Origin of the sequence: Enterococcus devriesei, assembly GCF_001885905.1 — a bacterium.
GTDB classification, from domain to species: Bacteria; Bacillota; Bacilli; order Lactobacillales; family Enterococcaceae; genus Enterococcus_A; species Enterococcus_A devriesei.
Window position 1 is genome coordinate 19,638 of sequence record NZ_JXKM01000007.1, and the last position, 17,196, is coordinate 36,833.

15 protein-coding genes and 1 pseudogene are annotated in these 17,196 nt (G+C 36.9%); 11 read left to right on the forward strand and 5 right to left on the reverse strand.

Going from position 1 to position 17,196, the window contains the following annotated elements; translation table 11 throughout:
- Positions 1–93 precede the first annotated feature (93 nt).
- Both RV00_RS10575 and msrA read left to right on the forward strand, forming a co-directional pair.
- Entirely contained in the window at positions 94–1,194 is a 1,101-nt protein-coding gene (locus RV00_RS10575; protein ID WP_071862583.1) for an LCP family glycopolymer transferase, read from the forward strand.
- Positions 1,195–1,365: 171 nt separating this feature from the next.
- Entirely contained in the window at positions 1,366–1,890 is a 525-nt protein-coding gene (gene msrA, locus RV00_RS10580) for a peptide-methionine (S)-S-oxide reductase MsrA (protein ID WP_071862584.1), read from the forward strand.
- Here the strand turns inward: msrA and RV00_RS10585 are convergent.
- Together RV00_RS10585 and RV00_RS16885 are read right to left on the reverse strand one after the other, a co-directional pair.
- Entirely contained in the window at positions 1,887–2,333 is a 447-nt protein-coding gene (locus tag RV00_RS10585) for a prepilin peptidase (protein WP_169818952.1), read from the reverse strand. The two genes, msrA and RV00_RS10585, sit on opposite strands and share 4 nt — an antisense overlap.
- A gap of 36 nt (positions 2,334–2,369) precedes the next feature.
- A pseudogene (locus RV00_RS16885) lies at positions 2,370–2,447 on the reverse strand (hypothetical protein); the annotation flags it as partial.
- Between the two features lie 243 nt (positions 2,448–2,690).
- On the opposite strand from RV00_RS16885, the gene RV00_RS10595 reads away from it, so the two are divergent.
- Entirely contained in the window at positions 2,691–3,158 is a 468-nt protein-coding gene (locus tag RV00_RS10595; RefSeq protein ID WP_071862586.1) for a Dps family protein, read from the forward strand.
- Between the two features lie 49 nt (positions 3,159–3,207).
- On the opposite strand, the gene argH is transcribed toward RV00_RS10595, so the two are convergent.
- Together argH and RV00_RS10605 are read right to left on the reverse strand one after the other, a co-directional pair.
- Positions 3,208–4,578, reverse strand: coding sequence for an argininosuccinate lyase (gene argH / locus RV00_RS10600; RefSeq protein ID WP_071862587.1), 1,371 nt, complete (start codon positions 4,576–4,578; stop codon positions 3,208–3,210).
- A gap of 426 nt (positions 4,579–5,004) precedes the next feature.
- Positions 5,005–6,225 (reverse strand): argininosuccinate synthase, encoded by a 1,221-nt coding sequence (locus RV00_RS10605; RefSeq protein ID WP_071862588.1) that lies wholly within the window; start codon positions 6,223–6,225, stop codon positions 5,005–5,007.
- Positions 6,226–6,577: 352 nt separating this feature from the next.
- Here RV00_RS10605 and rplM point away from each other — a divergent pair, with 352 nt between their 5' ends.
- The 3 genes from rplM to RV00_RS10620 all read left to right on the forward strand — a co-directional run bounded on the left by rplM (position 6,578) and on the right by RV00_RS10620 (position 9,046).
- Positions 6,578–7,006: a 50S ribosomal protein L13 gene (gene rplM / locus RV00_RS10610; protein WP_071862708.1), complete on the forward strand. Its 429-nt coding sequence runs from the start codon at positions 6,578–6,580 to the stop codon at positions 7,004–7,006.
- 15 nt (positions 7,007–7,021) lie between these two features.
- Positions 7,022–7,414, forward strand: coding sequence for a 30S ribosomal protein S9 (gene rpsI / locus RV00_RS10615; protein ID WP_071857944.1), 393 nt, complete (start codon positions 7,022–7,024; stop codon positions 7,412–7,414).
- Between the two features lie 144 nt (positions 7,415–7,558).
- On the forward strand, positions 7,559–9,046 hold the full coding sequence (locus tag RV00_RS10620) for a HEPN domain-containing protein (RefSeq protein ID WP_071862589.1): 1,488 nt from the start codon (positions 7,559–7,561) through the stop codon (positions 9,044–9,046).
- 293 nt (positions 9,047–9,339) lie between these two features.
- On the opposite strand, the gene RV00_RS16695 is transcribed toward RV00_RS10620, so the two are convergent.
- The gene (locus RV00_RS16695) at positions 9,340–9,906 is read right to left on the reverse strand and encodes a tyrosine-type recombinase/integrase (protein ID WP_249024094.1); all 567 of its coding nucleotides are present in this window, start codon (positions 9,904–9,906) and stop codon (positions 9,340–9,342) included.
- A gap of 526 nt (positions 9,907–10,432) precedes the next feature.
- On the opposite strand from RV00_RS16695, the gene RV00_RS10630 reads away from it, so the two are divergent.
- The 5 genes from RV00_RS10630 to RV00_RS10650 all read left to right on the forward strand — a co-directional run bounded on the left by RV00_RS10630 (position 10,433) and on the right by RV00_RS10650 (position 17,175).
- On the forward strand, positions 10,433–13,462 hold the full coding sequence (locus RV00_RS10630; RefSeq protein ID WP_071862590.1) for a DEAD/DEAH box helicase: 3,030 nt from the start codon (positions 10,433–10,435) through the stop codon (positions 13,460–13,462).
- Between the two features lie 594 nt (positions 13,463–14,056).
- A complete protein-coding gene (locus RV00_RS10635; RefSeq protein ID WP_071862591.1) occupies positions 14,057–14,431 on the forward strand; it encodes a pyridoxamine 5'-phosphate oxidase family protein in 375 nt (124 codons plus the stop codon).
- Positions 14,432–14,490: 59 nt separating this feature from the next.
- A complete protein-coding gene (locus RV00_RS10640; RefSeq protein ID WP_071862592.1) occupies positions 14,491–15,357 on the forward strand; it encodes a helix-turn-helix domain-containing protein in 867 nt (288 codons plus the stop codon).
- Between the two features lie 268 nt (positions 15,358–15,625).
- Positions 15,626–16,546, forward strand: a complete 921-nt coding sequence (locus RV00_RS10645; protein WP_071862593.1) for an FAD:protein FMN transferase — start codon at positions 15,626–15,628, stop codon at positions 16,544–16,546.
- Positions 16,547–16,560: 14 nt separating this feature from the next.
- Positions 16,561–17,175, forward strand: a complete 615-nt coding sequence (locus RV00_RS10650; protein ID WP_071862594.1) for an NADPH-dependent FMN reductase — start codon at positions 16,561–16,563, stop codon at positions 17,173–17,175.
- The last annotated feature ends 21 nt before the right edge of the window (positions 17,176–17,196 follow it).

The following is a 17,196-nucleotide window of genomic DNA, read 5'->3' on the forward strand; positions in this document are numbered from 1 at the left end:
GTTTAGACTAGCAGAGATAGACTATTGTCTAATGATAAATTATGAGAAAATAACGTAAAATTATTTGGCTAGATAAAAATTTTGAGGTGCTACATGAGCAGAGCAAAGAAAATCATTCTAATTATCGTAGGGATCATCGTGATACTAGTCGGTGCGGCTACGGTCTATCTACTAAAAGTAAATAATGACGTAGATCAAGCAATCAGTAAAATGACGAAAAAAATCGATTATTCGAGTAAACGTTCAGATACCGTTGATTTAAAAAGTGGAGAGCCTTTCTCGGTTCTGTTGATGGGAACGGATACTGGTGATAAAGGACGGACGTATCAAGGCCGCTCAGATTCGATGATGCTAGTAACGATTAATCCTAAAAAGAAGCAAACGATGATGACGAGCCTGGATCGGGATATTTATACTCAGATGGTGGGTTACAAGGGCGATGAGAATGTCTATGTCGCAAAAGGCGATACCTATTACGATAAGTTGAACGCGGCTTATTCACTAGGCGGGACCAAAATGGCAATTGAGTCGGTTCAAAAAATGCTGGATGTACCAGTTGATCACTATGTCGAGATCAACATGAAAGGCTTGAGGACCTTAGTCGATGCGGTCGGCGGGATCGAAGTCGATAATAAGATTGATTTTACACTAGACGGCGTTCATGTAAAAAAAGGCAAACAAACTTTGGATGGCAGACACGCCTTAGAGTATGTGCGGATGCGTCATGAAGATCCGAAAGGCGATGTTGGCCGGCAAGCACGGCAACGAGAAATTTTATCTAAGATCATTAAAAAAATACTCTCAGTCAATTCGGTAACCCAGTATAAAAAATATTTACACGCGGTGGAAGATTATGTGAAGACCGATCTAAGCTGGAGCGAAATGCTAACGGTCGTTAAGGAGTACACACCTGCTGCAGATGATATCAAGCAAACACAAGTCGAGGGTCAAGGCGAAATGATCCAAGATATTTACTTCCAAATCTTAGGACTGAATAGCTTGTTGGAAGAGCAAAATACTTTGAAGCAGCAATTAAATCTGCCTACTAAGAAAAAATTACCAAATCTAGATGACGACGATGACAATCAATTATTCTTTGATGACAGCGAAGTGGATAAGATCAGTGCGGGAACGCATTATGATTATACCGGCTACGGCAAAATCATTTATCCAATCGATACGGAGAATTATTAAACGAGAACTGAAGGAAGAACCTCTGACAAAAGACTTGTCACAGGTTCTTTTTTTTACGGATAAATAGCTTATTACTTGAAACTGGATACGTCTAGTACGCGCTCTTTTTGAGCAGATTCATTTCATTTTTTTGAAAAAGGCTTATGATGGGACAAAAAGGGGGAAGTATTTATGGCAGAAGAAAAAGCAATTTTTGCTGGCGGCTGTTTTTGGTGTATGGTGAAGCCCTTCGATCAAATGCCTGGCATAAAGAAAGTTGTTTCCGGCTATACAGGAGGAGATGTAGAAAATCCCACCTATGAACAAGTTGGCAGCGGAACGACGGGACACACGGAGGCAGTCGAGATCACCTTTGATCCGGACATTATTTCGTATCAGCAATTAGTCGAAATTTATTGGCAGCAAACCGACCCTACTGATGCCTTTGGTCAGTTTGCCGATCGTGGAGACTCTTATCGTCCGGTGATTTTTTATTCCTCTGATGAACAGAAACTGACGGCGGAGGCCTCGAAGGAGCGACTGCAAGCAAGTGGACGTTTTAAAGAGCCGATCGTAACGACAATTGAACCGGCTCAACCGTTTTATCCAGCAGAAGACTATCATCAAGATTTTTATCGGAAAAATCCGGCCCACTATAACGCTTATAGCGAGGGTTCTGGGCGTAAAGGGTTTATTCGCCAGCATTGGCAGGCTTAGCGATGGTTTAAGAGGATGCACAACAATCCGATAAAAAGAAAGGGTACAAAAGGCAAACGCTCCGGTGTTTTTTGCCGCAAGACTTGATAGCCGTAAAAAACCAGCCCTGTAGCCGAGGCAATCAGCAACAGCTGTAAGAGCTCATGGCCGGATAAAAATAAGCTCCATAAAGCAATGAGCCAAAGATCTCCCAAGCCAAGACTGTTTGGGAGTATTTTTTGGCTGAAATAATAGAGGGCACAAACCATCAGTGGTTGCTTCCAATGAACAGAAAATAGCCAAACACCACCGCCTAATAAAATTAAACTAGTAAAGAAAAAGATTTTTTCCTCAACAATGAAGTGATCCCAGTCGATCACCGCTAAAACGAGCGTACTCAGCAGCCAAAAAAGCTGCCACAGCTGAACCCCATTGATTTCTGCTAGAAAGAAGACAAAAAGCACTCCGCAAAAAAGCTCCAGCCAAAAGCTGCGGGCGGAGAATTTTTTATGACAATGGCTACACCGAAAGCCTTGGCGAAGGCTGGAAAACAAAGGAATCATTTCCAGTGGTCGCAACTTTTGTTGGCAATGGTCACAATGGGATGGCGGATATAGGAGCGATTCTCCTCAAGGAATCCGAGTCGTGACAACGGCTAAAAAAGAGCCGATGATCGTGCCGATAACAAACTGTAAAATAGCGTTTCACCTCCTTTGCAATAAGATACGACAAAACATCGAAATGTCAGCATTTTCTTTGTACTTTTACCGAAAGTGTATTATACTTTTATTGGAGCTAAAAATTTTAGGAGGTATGAAGGAATGAAATTTGAAAAGACAAAAGAAGTATTGAACCAACTAGTCGCAGACTTAAGTCAAATGTCCATGGTTATCCACCAAACACACTGGTATATGCGTGGCCCTGGTTTCTTGACATTACACCCAATGATGGATGATTTCATGGATGATGTGAATGATCAATTGGATGAAATCTCTGAACGCTTGATCACATTAGACGGATCACCTTACTCAACTTTGCGTGAAATGGCTGACCAAACAAAGATCCCTGATGAAGTAGGACGTTGGGATCGGACAATGGAAGAACGTCTAGCTACGCTTGTTAAAGGCTATCGCTATTTAGCAGACCTTTATCAAAAAGGGATTGATGTGACCGGTGAAGAAGGCGATGATCCAACACAAGATATTTTCATTGAATTCAAAACTGCGACCGAAAAACGCATTTGGATGATCCAAGCTCATTTAGGCAAAGCGCCTGAAATTGACGCGTAATTAATTAGACAAAAAAACGACTGCTTACTTTGGCAGTCGTTTTTTTGTCTTATAAGGCTGCTTTTGCCAGCTCGATTTGTTTTTTGACTTGATCAAAGCCGGTGCCGCCTAGTGAATGGCGACGAGTGACCGCAGTTTTAGAGGATAAGGTATCGTAAATGTCTTCTTCGATCACGGAATTGATTGCTTGGTAATCGGCTAATGGGACATCTTGCAGATAAATCCCCTTTTGAGTGCAATCTAAGACCAATTTTCCAACGATTTCGTGGGCTTGACGGAAGGGAATGCCTTTGGTCGCCAAATAGTCGGCTAGTTCCGTCGCGTTGGAAAAATCTTTTTCCGTCGCGTCATGCATGACCTGTGTATTGACCTTCATGGTGTCAATCATACCGGCCATGATATCTAAGCTAGTCGCTACTGTATGGACGGTATCAAACATACCTTCTTTGTCTTCTTGTAAATCTTTGTTATACGCCAAGGGTAAGCCTTTGATCACCGTCAACAAACCAACTAAATCGCCGAAAACTCGGCCGGATTTGCCCCGAATCAACTCTGCCATATCAGGGTTTTTCTTTTGCGGCATAATCGAGCTGCCGGTGGAAAAAGTATCGGTCAATTCGACAAATTTAAATTCGTGGCTGCACCATAAAATGATTTCCTCACAAAAGCGAGAAAGGTGCATCATCAAGATCGAGCTGTTACTCAAAAATTCTAAAATGAAATCACGATCGCTAACCCCATCCAAACTATTCATATAAAGATCGTTGAAGCCTAAATCCGCTGCAGTCATTTCCCGATCGATGGGAAAAGTCGTCCCAGCCAAAGCTGCACAGCCGAGAGGAGAAATATCTACTCGTTTGATACTTTCTTCCAACCGGGCTTGATCTCGTGTCAGCATGCCATAGTAAGCCATCAAATGATGCCCAAAAGAAATCGGTTGGGCATGCTGCAGATGCGTGTAGCCGGGCATGATCGTTTCGACATGTTCTTCGGCTTTGTTTACTAGGACCCCTCGGAAATGCTGTACTTTTTCAATGATCTCAAGCAAATGTTCCTTTAAATATAAATGCATATCCGTCGCGACCTGATCGTTCCGGCTACGAGCTGTGTGAAGCTTGCCGGCGACTGGACCGATCTCATCGTGGAGCATTTTTTCCAAATTTAGATGGATATCTTCATTTTCAATCGTGAAAACTAATTCATCGTTTGCGGCTTTCTCCGCTAAAACCGTCAAACCAGCAGAAATTTTATCCGCTTCTGCTATCGTAATGATTCCCGTTGCACCTAACATTTTGACATGGGCCAAGCTGCCGGTGATGTCTTGTTTCGCTAATTGCTGATCAAAGGGAATCGATGCGCCAAACGCGTCGATCCAAGCTTCATTTTTACCGTCAAAACGGCCGCCCCAAAGTTTTGCCATGTATCGTCACCTCATTATTTTCTTGTTAAAAAAAGACCGCTAAAACGGCCTTTTCTTTGATGTCTAGCTGAACGAGTTCGCTAAACTTTTCTTAATATCCAGCTTTTCGAACAAGCTTTTTCGGTAATAAGCAAAACTTTTTTTAAGTCTAAGGAGCGACTTATCAAAAGCTTGGTCTTATTACTCAAAAGCTGAACGAGTTCGAAAAGCTTTTCTTATAGGGAGGAGGCATCTTTTCAGATACCTCAGGATGAAAACATTGCTGGTTTCCTTATTTCCTATCTGGAAAAGAAACTCACCTATGAGCAATGGCAAGATGTGAAACCGGACGGCCTTATTTACCGGCAAGTAAAAGCCGCCTCACATCTGGTTCATCTTGCAAAAGAGGGGTGACAGAAGTCTCGGCTTCTGCCGCTCCGATTCATCTTAAAGCGTTGGTTGGGTCTTCTTTGCTTGGTTTTTCGCCTGAATTTCGGCGTTGACCTTAGTTGGCAAGCCCCATAATTTAATGAAGCCGATCGCCGCATCTTGATCGAACGTATCGGCGGAAGTATAAGTCGCCAAGTTTTCGTTATATAAGCTGTTGTCAGATTTACGTCCTTCAACGATCACGTTGCCTTTAAATAGTTTGACCCGTAGTACACCGTTCACGACTTCTTGTGATTGTTTCAAGAAAGCGATCAAAGCGTCCATCGTTGGGTTGAACCATAAACCGTCGTAGATCATTTGGCATAATTGCTGTTCGATCACTGGTTTGAAATGAGCCATCTCACGGACAAAGGTTAAATCTTCTAACTCTTTGTGGGCGGTCATTAAAACTTCTGCACCTGGACATTCGTAAACTTCACGGGATTTGATTCCGACTAACCGATTTTCAATATGATCGATTCGGCCGATACCGTGCACGCCGGCGATGGTATTCAATTTCATGATCAATGTCGCTAATGATAATTCTTCTCCGTCTAAGGCAGTCGGTACGCCTTTTTCAAAGGTAATCTCTACAATCGTCGGTTTATCAGGGGTGTCTTCCAATTCAGCGGTAATGTCGTAAGCACCCACTGGCGGAGTTGCCCACGGATCTTCCAAGACGCCACATTCGCAAGCCCGGCCCCATAAGTTTTGGTCAATCGAATAAGGATTATCTAAATCCGCGGGGATCGGCACGCCTTTTTCGGTTGCATAATTAATTTCTTCTTCCCGTGACCATTTCCATTCACGAACCGGCGCGATGATCTTCAGATTTGGATCAAGGGCTGCGATGGACACTTCAAAACGTACTTGGTCATTGCCTTTTCCGGTACAGCCGTGAGCGATCGTAGTCGCACCCGTCTGATGAGCCAGCTCAACTAATTTTTTCGAGATCAAGGGACGAGATAAAGCAGATACTAACGGATAAGAATTTTCATAGTAGGTATTGCCTTGCAGCGCGATCAAAACGAAATCCTGTGAAAACTCCTCACGAGCATCAATTGCGTAGGATTCAGTTGCACCAACCTGTAAGGCTTTATTTTTAATAAATTCAGTGTCCCGACCTTCGCCGATATCTAAACAACACGCGATCACATCATAACCTTCATCCACGAGCCATTTGATTGAGACAGAAGTATCTAAACCACCTGAGTATGCTAAAATCACTTTTTCTTTCATCCTGATTGCTCCCTTACTGCTTTTTCATTAAATTCTAATTAATGTATTGAAGCTATATTAGCATCGTAAAATACAAAAATCAACCCCTTTTTTAAATATTTATGCAAAATATTTTTAAAAATACGTTTCTTTATTCATTTTATAGTGTAGAAGACTGCTTAATATGAATAGTAGGAAGACATTAGGAAAATGAAAATATTTTGCGTTTTCAAAGAGAAAAACATTGACATACCAAGCCTTAGCAAGTATTATGGTAAATGGTATTGTTTGCCCCACAAGAGCCCCGGAAACTCAAGTGTTTGTCAAACATTCGAAATCGAAATTGGAGGAAAAAAACGTGCGTACAACATATATGGCTAAGCCAGGCGAAGTAGAACGTAAATGGTACGTAGTAGACGCAACTGATGTTCCTTTAGGACGTCTTTCAACAGTTGTTGCATCTGTACTACGCGGAAAAAATAAACCAACATTCACACCACACATTGACACTGGTGATTTTGTAATCGTAATTAATGCAGATCAAATCAAATTAACAGGTAAGAAAGCTACTGACAAGATTTACTACCGTCACTCAAACTTCCCTGGTGGATTGAAATCAATCTCAGCAGGCGAAATGCGTGCTAAAAATTCTCGCCGTTTGGTCGAAACTTCTGTTAAAGGTATGCTTCCTAAAAACACTTTAGGTCGCGCTCAAGGCATGAAACTTCACGTATACGGTGGAGCAGAACATCCACATGCAGCACAACAACCAGAAGTCTTAGACATCACAAACTTAATTTAATAGGAGGGAAATTCATTGGCACAAGTTCAATATAGCGGCACAGGCCGTCGTAAAAATGCAGTTGCTCGCGTACGTTTAGTACCAGGAACTGGTAAAATTACTGTAAATAAAAAAGACGTTGAAGAATATATCCCACATGCTGACCTACGTTTAGTAATCAACCAACCATTTGGCGTTACTGAAACAACAGGTTCATATGATGTATTCGTAAACGTTGATGGTGGAGGCTACGCAGGTCAAGCCGGCGCTATCCGTCACGGTATCTCACGCGCTTTATTAGAAGTAGATCCTGATTTCCGCGCACCATTAAAACGCGCTGGATTACTTACACGTGATTCACGTATGGTTGAACGTAAAAAACCAGGTCTTAAGAAAGCTCGTAAAGCTTCTCAATTCTCTAAGCGTTAAGAACAGCTTTATATCAACGATTCAGACACTTTCCATTTTTTGGAAGGTGTCTTTTTCTAGTTTTAAATGTACCATTTTTTGTACCAACTATTCATATTCGATTTCTTTTTTGATAATATTAAGACAACATGATCGGAGAGGCTTATGAGAACTGAATACTTAATTCCTATCTTAAAAAAGAATAATATTGCAACTTCTGAAACATCTTTCAAAAATCTGATGACGTCAAATGAAAATTTAAAGATTTCTGCTGAGGAAATTATTTTTAATGAAATGTACTTTCCGTTTAAATTACAAAGAAACTTAGGTTCAGATGAAGAATATTTCTATTATCATCTTACTGTTGAAACAAATAGTGAAGACGAAAAATTGGATTCTGAGCTTAATAAAAATTATTCTGGTTTACTGAAACATCTCAAATCTGTGCTACTTAAAAATACACCACAGATTGAAGTATTGTGGGATGACATTAGTTTTATTTGCTCAAAGCAAGCCTATCCGTTGATTTATCAAACAGAGAATATCTTAAGAAAACTTTTCACAAAATTTATGTTGATAAATGTTGGAATAAATTGGGAGAAGTCCAATTTACCAAATAGCATTAATGCTAGGCAAGGTGAGAAGGGAAATAGACTAGGAGATAGTTACTTATACAGAATAGACTTCAAAGATTTAAGTACTTTTTTATTTGATGAATATTCAAAAAAGGAATTTCTTCAGAGTTCTGACTTAGTCGCATATAAAGATGCTCTTACAGTGCCCTTGAAATTTTTGGACGATTATATAAAAAAATCAAATTGGGAAAAATATTTTAATGATCTTGTTAATTTAGAAAAGGATCAATTAAAAAATTGGCTAGAAGAATTATACAGCTTACGCAATAAAATTGCTCACAATAGATTATTCTCACTTGGAGACTTAAATCGAGTCGAAAAAGTAACTGAAAGCATAAATAATAATTTGAATTTGATTATCAATCAAATGGATACAATATCTGTAACAGTTGATGAAAAAGAAGATATTTCTGAGAATATAGCGAGGAATAGATATCGATTATCTGGAGAATTTTTACACAAATATAACTTGTTAGAAGAATCGTTAGGTTTTTTGGTATTCGAATCAAATTATTTGCAAAGTTATAGGAGAATAAATTACATCAGTCTATTAAAATCAGCGCTTGATAAAAAATTCATAACGAAATACCACTATGATGAAATTGATGAAATTAGAATTTTTAGAAATCGGTTAGTTCATTCACCACAAACAGATATTGATGAACAAACTATCAAAGAATACACTGAAAAAATAGAGGGAATTCTTAAAGGGTTGAGTATAAATGAAAACCACTTTTATGGTCAGTTGCTTATGGATCCGCTAAAAATTGAATGCAATAACTGTCATGAAAGTTCTAATTTTGATGATTTTGAATTCGAATTAATTGATAGTGATGAAAGAGGAATGGGTACAGAAAATATGTATCAATCAGAACAAATTAGTCCTTGCCCTAAATGTAATAGTGGGATCACTATTAAAATAGAGGTTTCTGAGTATCCAGAGTATTCTGTTAATAATGTTGAAAGTGAAATTAGAAATGGGAAATTGGTATCAGATATATCAGTAAAGTTTGTTTAATTACGAGAGTTAAATAGACCTTTAGCAATTAGCTAGAGGTCTTATTTAGTCTTTCGATAAATTTGTTATACGTTGTTAAATCAACAATATTTGGTGTATTAACATATATCCCAGTTGTTTTTACATCTGAATGTGTAAGTGATTCAGATATATTAGCTAGAGTTGCTCCTCTTCGCGTGCTAGTGTTCCAAATGTATGACGCAATTTATGCGGATTGAGTTTTTCGAGTTCTGGATGTCTTCTATGAATTGAATTAAGTCGATAATTTAAATAGTCAATATGAACCGGTTGATTTAATTCACCAGTTTTTTTGCGTAGGTGAAAAGAAATTGATCTCCTGTTTGCTTGATGTCAATTTGACTAAGTTCACTTTTTTGTTGTGTTTTCCATTCGATAAGCAGGCTACGAATAATAGGAGGAATCACAAATTTAGTCTTTTTATTTCCTTTAGTAGTTTTTAGATTTCCCATTTTATCTTTATTTTGAATTAAACTGATATATCCATTTTCTAAATCAACATGTTTCCATTGTAACGCATATGATTCACTTTTTCGATATCCTAAATGCAAAGTTAACATGAACAATAAATAATCTTGTAAAATCAATTTTTCAGTGTGGTAGTCTTCATTTATTACGCTTATCCATTGTAAAAGCTGTTCAGCAGTAAGTGATTCGCCATTTAATTGACGTTCGACTTTTAAGCGTATTTTTTTTGGTTCTGCAACAAACTTAGTGACTTTGGCAATTCGATTATATTCGATGTAATCCAATAATTCAGCGATTTCAAAAAGTTGAGAAACATAACTCTTTATTACTTTGATGTTTGCATAACTTCTCGATTTTCTAGTAAGTTCACTCAATACAAAGTCCTTGTTATCGTTCAAGTATTTTATAGAATATTTGCCGAACATTGGCAAGATAAATACGTACCATTTTTTTGTACCAGATATCTATCGAGGTACGAAACTATAAGTTGTGTTATTGAGACTAATCGTTAAAAATATTTTAGGTATAAGAATTTGAAACTGGATGAAAAAATGATATTAAAAACCAGGTCTTAAAAAAGCCCGTAAAGCTTCACAATTCTCAAAAAAAAGTATTAAATCTGTTAGAAAAGTAGTTAAATACTAAATATCAAACTCACTTATGTAGTGAGATATATAAAGAGCTGACGTTAGTTAGTTTACAATAAAGTTGTCTCGGTTTTTTTGTTTTGATGTTTATATTAAGGAAACATACGGCAAACTCTGGATAATCCCGTATTTCTCAAATTCTATATTCGATATATTTTATTTAAGGATTCAATGTAGTTTGTTTGCTATAATTGTTTTGTGGTTAAAAATGCAGACATTTTAAATAAAATAGAATGAAGAAGGCGTTTTAAGTATGGGTAAACAAGATAAGAGAACGATCGGTAACGGAAATAGAATTGTTTACAGTGTAAACGATTCAGGAGAATCCTATGATAAAGATACAATTGTTGCGAGTTGGAAAGTGTCTTACAGTGAAAAAATATCTAGAGAAAAAAATGAGAAAGGTTTGAGAGCACCGCAATTTGGAGCGCTCTCTGCTATAAGAGCACACTGGATAACTTCCAGTTCTCCTACACCAGCAACTGTAGTAATGCCTACGGGTACTGGAAAAACTGAAACTATTTTTACTACAATTATATCTGAGAGAGTAGGAACGACTTTAATTGTAGTACCATCAGATTTATTAAGAAAACAAATATTTGAGGGGGCTAACCATTTTGGAATATTGCCAGATTTAGGCATGATATCATCCAAGGTGATTTTTCCGAATTGTATACTGTATAAATCTAAAGTTAAAGAGGATATGGAAGAACAATTTTTAAAGGAATTAAATAATGCCAATATCATTGTTTCGACACCAACTATGATTAAAAATATGCCAGAGAATTTATTTGAGAGTCTGATTGACAATGTAGAACTCGTTGTTTTTGATGAAGCCCATCATTTAGCAGCACCTGATTGGAAAAATGTTAGACAACGCTTTTTAAACAAAAAGATTTTACAATTTACGGCAACCCCTTACAGAAATGATGGGAAAAAGCTTGAAGGGAAAATAATTTTTAATTATAGTCTGGGTTTAGCACAGATGAACGGGTACTTTAAAACTATTGATTTCTATCCTATACAAGAATTCGAAGAAAAAAAATCAGATAAAGAAATAGCTCAAATGGCGATAAATTTATTGAATGAAGATACAAAAAAAGGGTTGAATCATGTTATTCTAGCTAGATCAAAGAATCGTAATCGAGCGGAGCATCTATTTGACGAAATTTACTCTAAGTACCATGAATGGAATCCAGTAATCATTCATTCAGGTCGAAAAAAGTCTGAAAATATAGAATCGTTAGAGAAAGTAAAAAAAGGTGAATCCAAGATTATAGTATGTGTTGACATGTTTGGAGAGGGAATTGATATTCCTGAATTAAAAATAGCTGCAATTCATGATAAATATAAGTCATTGCCAATCACATTGCAGTTTATTGGGCGATTTGCAAGGACAAGTTCTGGAAATATAGGAAACGCAAAGTTAGTAACTAATATTGCGATGGATGATTTAAAAGAAGGAATTGAAGATTTGTACCATCAAGATTCTGATTGGAATCAATTACTGCATTTAAAATCTAATACATCAGTTGAAAAAGAAGTTGAGCTGGGGGAATTTATTAGTAAATTTCAAAAAGGACATGCTGATGATTATGATTTGTCTCAATTAAAAATGAAAATTAGTACAAGAATGTTTGAATATCAGTCTGAAAAAATAGCTATTGATAATTGGGAAAATGTACTAGACTTTGGGCGAACATATCCAATAATAAGTGAAGAAGAATCTGTATATATATTTATAGAAGAACTTGAAGATAATGTTGTTTGGTCAGAGCAAAAAGACATAATAGAATATGGCTATAATTTTTTTGTAATTTTTTATGATAGGGAAAATGGTATTATACACATTAATGAAACTGATGAGGGAAAAGGAAGAAGATTAGTTGAAGCAATTTTTCAAGATGCAAAACAAATAACTGGGGAACCTGTATATCGAATCCTAAAAGATATTAATCGATTGGTGATTGGAACTTTGGGACTAAAACAAGTACCTAGTGGAAGAATGAGTTTTAGGATGTTTGCTGGAACTGATGTTAAGGCTGGTATTAGTGAAGCTATTGCTTCTGGTTCTATTAAATCAAACTTGTTTGGATATGGATTTCAGAACGGAAATAAGATCAGTGTTGGATGTTCTTATAAAGGGAAAGTGTGGATGCGCTGGGTTGAAAAAATCAATTTTTGGATGGAGTGGTGTCGAGGTATCAGTGAAAAAGTTTTAGATGATACAATAGATACTAGTGATATACTAGAAAATTCATTAATGATGGAACCGATAACGGAGTTTCCTGAAGGTGTACCCTATAAGATTCGTTTTCCCGAAGAAATTGAAACTTCAAACTCTATTACTAAAACACTTTTTGTAGATAAAGAAGAAAAGAACTACCCGTTTTATCAAGCTGAGTTACGTCATCCAGAAATAATTAAAGGGAATTTAAGATTTCAATTTTGGATAAATGAGCGAAAGTATGAGTATGAGCAATTCATTAATGGTTCAGGATATGGCTATACTCAAATAACTGGAGGTCAATTATTTGTTAAACAAAGGAGTGGCTTAACACCATTGGAGGACTATTTTAAGGATTATTCACCTGAAATAACCTTTATACAAGAAGATGGTAGTGTGATAATGGTGCAAGAAAACTTGAAAGTCTTGGTTAAACAAAAGAAGAATTTGATTTTTCCAAGCGAATCATTGGTACAGGTTGATTGGTCAAAATATAAGGTTGATATAAAAAAAGAATCTCAAGATAGAGATAGAAAAAAAGATACTATTCAATATGCAACAATTCATAATTTAGTAGACCAGAACTCTACTATTATCTTTGATGATGATGGCTCAGGAGAAATTGCTGATGTAGTTTCTATAAAGGTAGATATTGAAAAGAGGAAACTAGAGATATTTTTCTATCATTGTAAATATTCACATGGAAAAAGTCCGGGTTCAAGGATAGCGGATCTTTACGAGGTATGTGGACAAGCAGAAAAATCCATTATGTGGAATGGAAATGTTGTAGAGTTAATCAAGCGAATGATATTTAGAGAAAATCAAAGAAAGACTAATTTTGATGATACAAGAATTGAACTTGGAGATATTGAACTTCTTTATGCTATCGAAAAAATGGTTAAGTCTGGTTTTGAAACTGAATTAAAAATTGCAATTGTTCAGCCGGGGGTTTCAATTTCAAAAATAAGTAGTGAAATGAATCAACTGTTACTAGCAACAGATTCATACTTAAAAGAAACCTACGGATTGGATTTGACTTGTTATTTCAGTAAATAATAGACCGACTGGGCTATTTTATTGATTTAGTCTGTACTAAAAAGGTGGGCTGATACATCTTGAAAGTACTGTTAATAGGATCGATAATGTTTTAATAAAAAGACAGATTATTTGTGGGGATTTTAAAAGTCAAATTTCTTAATTTAACCTTTGAAGCGACTGTAAATGTCAGGATAAGCTCCAATTTTTTAGGTTATCTTCTACGATTCCATTGAATTACTTCACAGATGGTAATAATCTTAATCTCATGTAACTTAATTAAACTTTTGTATTCAACTATCATCTATCTTGTTCAAGTATTATCTATATGAATACTTTTTTATCAACTTTAGTGTAAGTTAACACTTATCAATCCTTGATACAAAAGGATTTCTATAGATTAAGATTCTTAAAAAATATGACTGTCCGTTCTCAAAACGTTAATATATCCTTATATATCAACATTTCTAGGCGTTTCGCAATTCAGTTTGCGAAGCGTCTTTTTATATCTACCATGAAGCTAAGGGTATAAGAATACATTTGTAAGGCTTTGTTGGTTTTATATAAAAAAAGTGTTAAAATCTATGCGTATAATAAATAAAAGGGGACTTTGCTATGTTAAATCAAACATTTTTAGATGTCATGAATCATGAAGGTGCGGTCAGCATTATTTCATCTAGTTCAGAAGCGCCAGGTTATCATGTTGTTAACACATGGAACAGCTATGTTCGGATTGAAGAAGACAAACTATTTATTCCTGCTGCAGGGATGCACAATGTCCAAAAAGATGTCGAAAAAAATAATCAAGTAACCTTGACGATGGGAAGCAAAGAAGTCATCGGAACAGTCGGTCCGGGTGCTGGGTTTCATGTTCATGGGACAGCAGAATTTATTGAAGATGGGGCAATCTATAATCAAATGAAAGTAGAAATGCCATTTTTGACGCGGATTTTACAAATTAATGTACTATCCATCGAACAAAAAATCTAATTACTCTCTTCAATTTAGCGTATACTATTCATAGCAAATATATTTGTCTTGGAGGAAAAATGAATATTCAACGTTTTATTAACGTTCGCAAACAGCGGGGACTTTCACAATCAGAATTAGCTGCTGGGATTTGTACGCAAGCGACATTAAGCCGTTTTGAGAATAATGGGCAAGTTCCCTCATTGAAAATTTTGATTCAACTGTGTAATCGATTAGGATTGCCAATTGGCGAATTGTTTCCTAAAGTCGGTATTCGCCAACCAGAACTTTCGAGTAAAATGGATCAAGCAGAGTTTTTCTTGATTACAAGCGAATATCACCAGCTAGCAGACATACTAGCTGGGATTCCGGTCGATACGATTGAAGACCCGTTCTTGAAGTTTCGCTATTACTACTTGCAAGGTTTTGTGATGATTTTTCAAAAAGCTGCCATTACTGATATCCTGTTTACTTTTGATAAGCTTCTATTAATGGAGAAAGAACATAAAAATCCAATCTTTCAATTATTAGCATTGACAGGTAGCGGTATGGCTTATTCTCGAGACGGTGATATCGAAAAGGCGGAATTCTACTTCGAGCAAGTATTTGAAAATATCTTCAATTATTCGATCGAAACGACTGAAGATACTTGGCGAGTGTTGAATATCGTGTTTCATTGTGGTGAGTTTTATGGTGAACACCAGGAATTCGCTACGAGTAACGCGTTATTAGAATACGCGATTACTATCTGCTCGGATAATCATGTAACTTATTATCTCGCGCGAGCAGCTTATCAATTGGCGGTCAATGCAGTCTGTGAGCAGCAACCTAAAGCCGAGATCAACGAACGTTTAGCGGATGCAAAAGCTTATGCTAAAATCAATCGCAATCGAATTCTGTTAGATAAAATTGCGAAATTACAAAAACAAATAAATACACAACAATGAGATCTTTAGATGTTTTGCTTGTATTATCAAGCAAAATGGCATGTCTATAGTATACGGATATAAGATTATTTTGATGCTGAAAGCTTCTTTCGATATATCAATAAGCGGAAAATCTCCGCTTGTTTTATCGAAAGAAGCTTTTTTGTGTTTTTTATATAAAAAAATATATATTTAATGTTGACTAAAATGTCATAACGGAGTAGACTGTGTCCGTAACGAGTGTGAAAGGCATCACATTAGTTTGTAGGTTGAGAGGTAGTGAGTAGAAATGGTAGCTAACCGACAAATTCGAGCTATGGGTACAGTCATCGATATAACTCTATCAGATGATGCCTCAGAAGAGTTAATCACATTGGCAGAAACAAGAGTGCAACAGTATGAACACCGCTTTAGTGCGAATGATGCCACTTCGGAATTGATGCAAATTAATTCGAACGCTGGAATAAAAGCGGTTACGGTAAAGCCGGAACTTTTTGATTTAATTCAGCTAGGGTACTTTCATAGTCTGAATAAGGATGACTACTTAAATATTGCGATTGGCCCTTTAATCCAGACTTGGCGAATCGGTTTTGAAAATGCTCGAGTACCAGCTCAAGCAGAAATTTGTTATCAATTACAATTGATTGACCCTCAGCAAATCGTTTTAAATCCTGATAAATGCTCAGTTTTTTTACCTAAAAAAGGAATGAAAATTGATTTAGGAGCATTAGCTAAAGGATATATTGCAGATTTACTTGTGGCAGAACTGCAACAAGTAGGAGCAACGGCAGGCTTGGTGAATCTTGGTGGGAATGTATTAACCTTTGGCATAAGTAATCATCAAGACGGATTATGGCGCATTGGGATTCGTGATCCAAACGGAACTGAATCTGATTTAGCACGTGTTTTAAAGGTGGGGACCAAATCAGTAGTTACTTCAGGAATTTATGAACGAACGTTACAAGTTTCAGGACAAACTTACCATCATATTTTCGATTCAACAACAGGTTATCCAATCGCGACCAATTTAGCTAGTTTGACGATCATATCGAATGATTCAGTTAGTGGGGAGATCTGGACTACACGCCTTTTTGGATATTCCGCTCCAGAAATTTTGCGCCGTGTATCAAATCTACCCGGTATCGAGGCTGTAATCTTATTAAAGGACGGAACTGAGTACCTCTCAGCAGGAATGTCAGCATATATATAGAAAGAAGGATCATCATGAGAAACTTTTTGGCAATTGTAGGAACAAATTCTGAAAAATCTACTAATCGTGAATTACTTAAATATATGAAGAAGCACTTTGCTAAACAGACCAACATTGAACTCGCTGAGATTAGTGAGCTGCCGATGTTCAATAAACCAGAGGACATGTCGCTCCCAATCGAAGTTCAACACTTGGCAGATAAGATTGAAGCCAGTGATGGTGTCATCATCAGTACACCTGAGTATGATCATGCTGCGCCAGCTGCCTTGATCAATGCCTTAAACTGGTTATCTTATGGAATATATCCATTTGTCGATAAACCTGTGATGGTTACCGGGGCTTCTTATGGAACATTAGGTTCTTCAAGAGCACAAGCACACTTACGCCAAATTTTGGATGCACCTGAATTAAAAGCACGGGTGATGCCCAGCTCTGAGTATTTATTGTCTCACTCACTGCAAGCTTTTGATAATCAAGAAAATTTAGTAAATATTGATGACATTACCCGTTTAGAAGGTCTATTTCAAGATTTTTTAGTTTTTGTTGAGATTTCAAAACAGATGAACGGGGCTCATGCACAAAATAAAAAAGAGGCTATTAATTTTTCTTGGGAATCTGCCGAACGTTAGAGCACATTTTTGAATGTATAG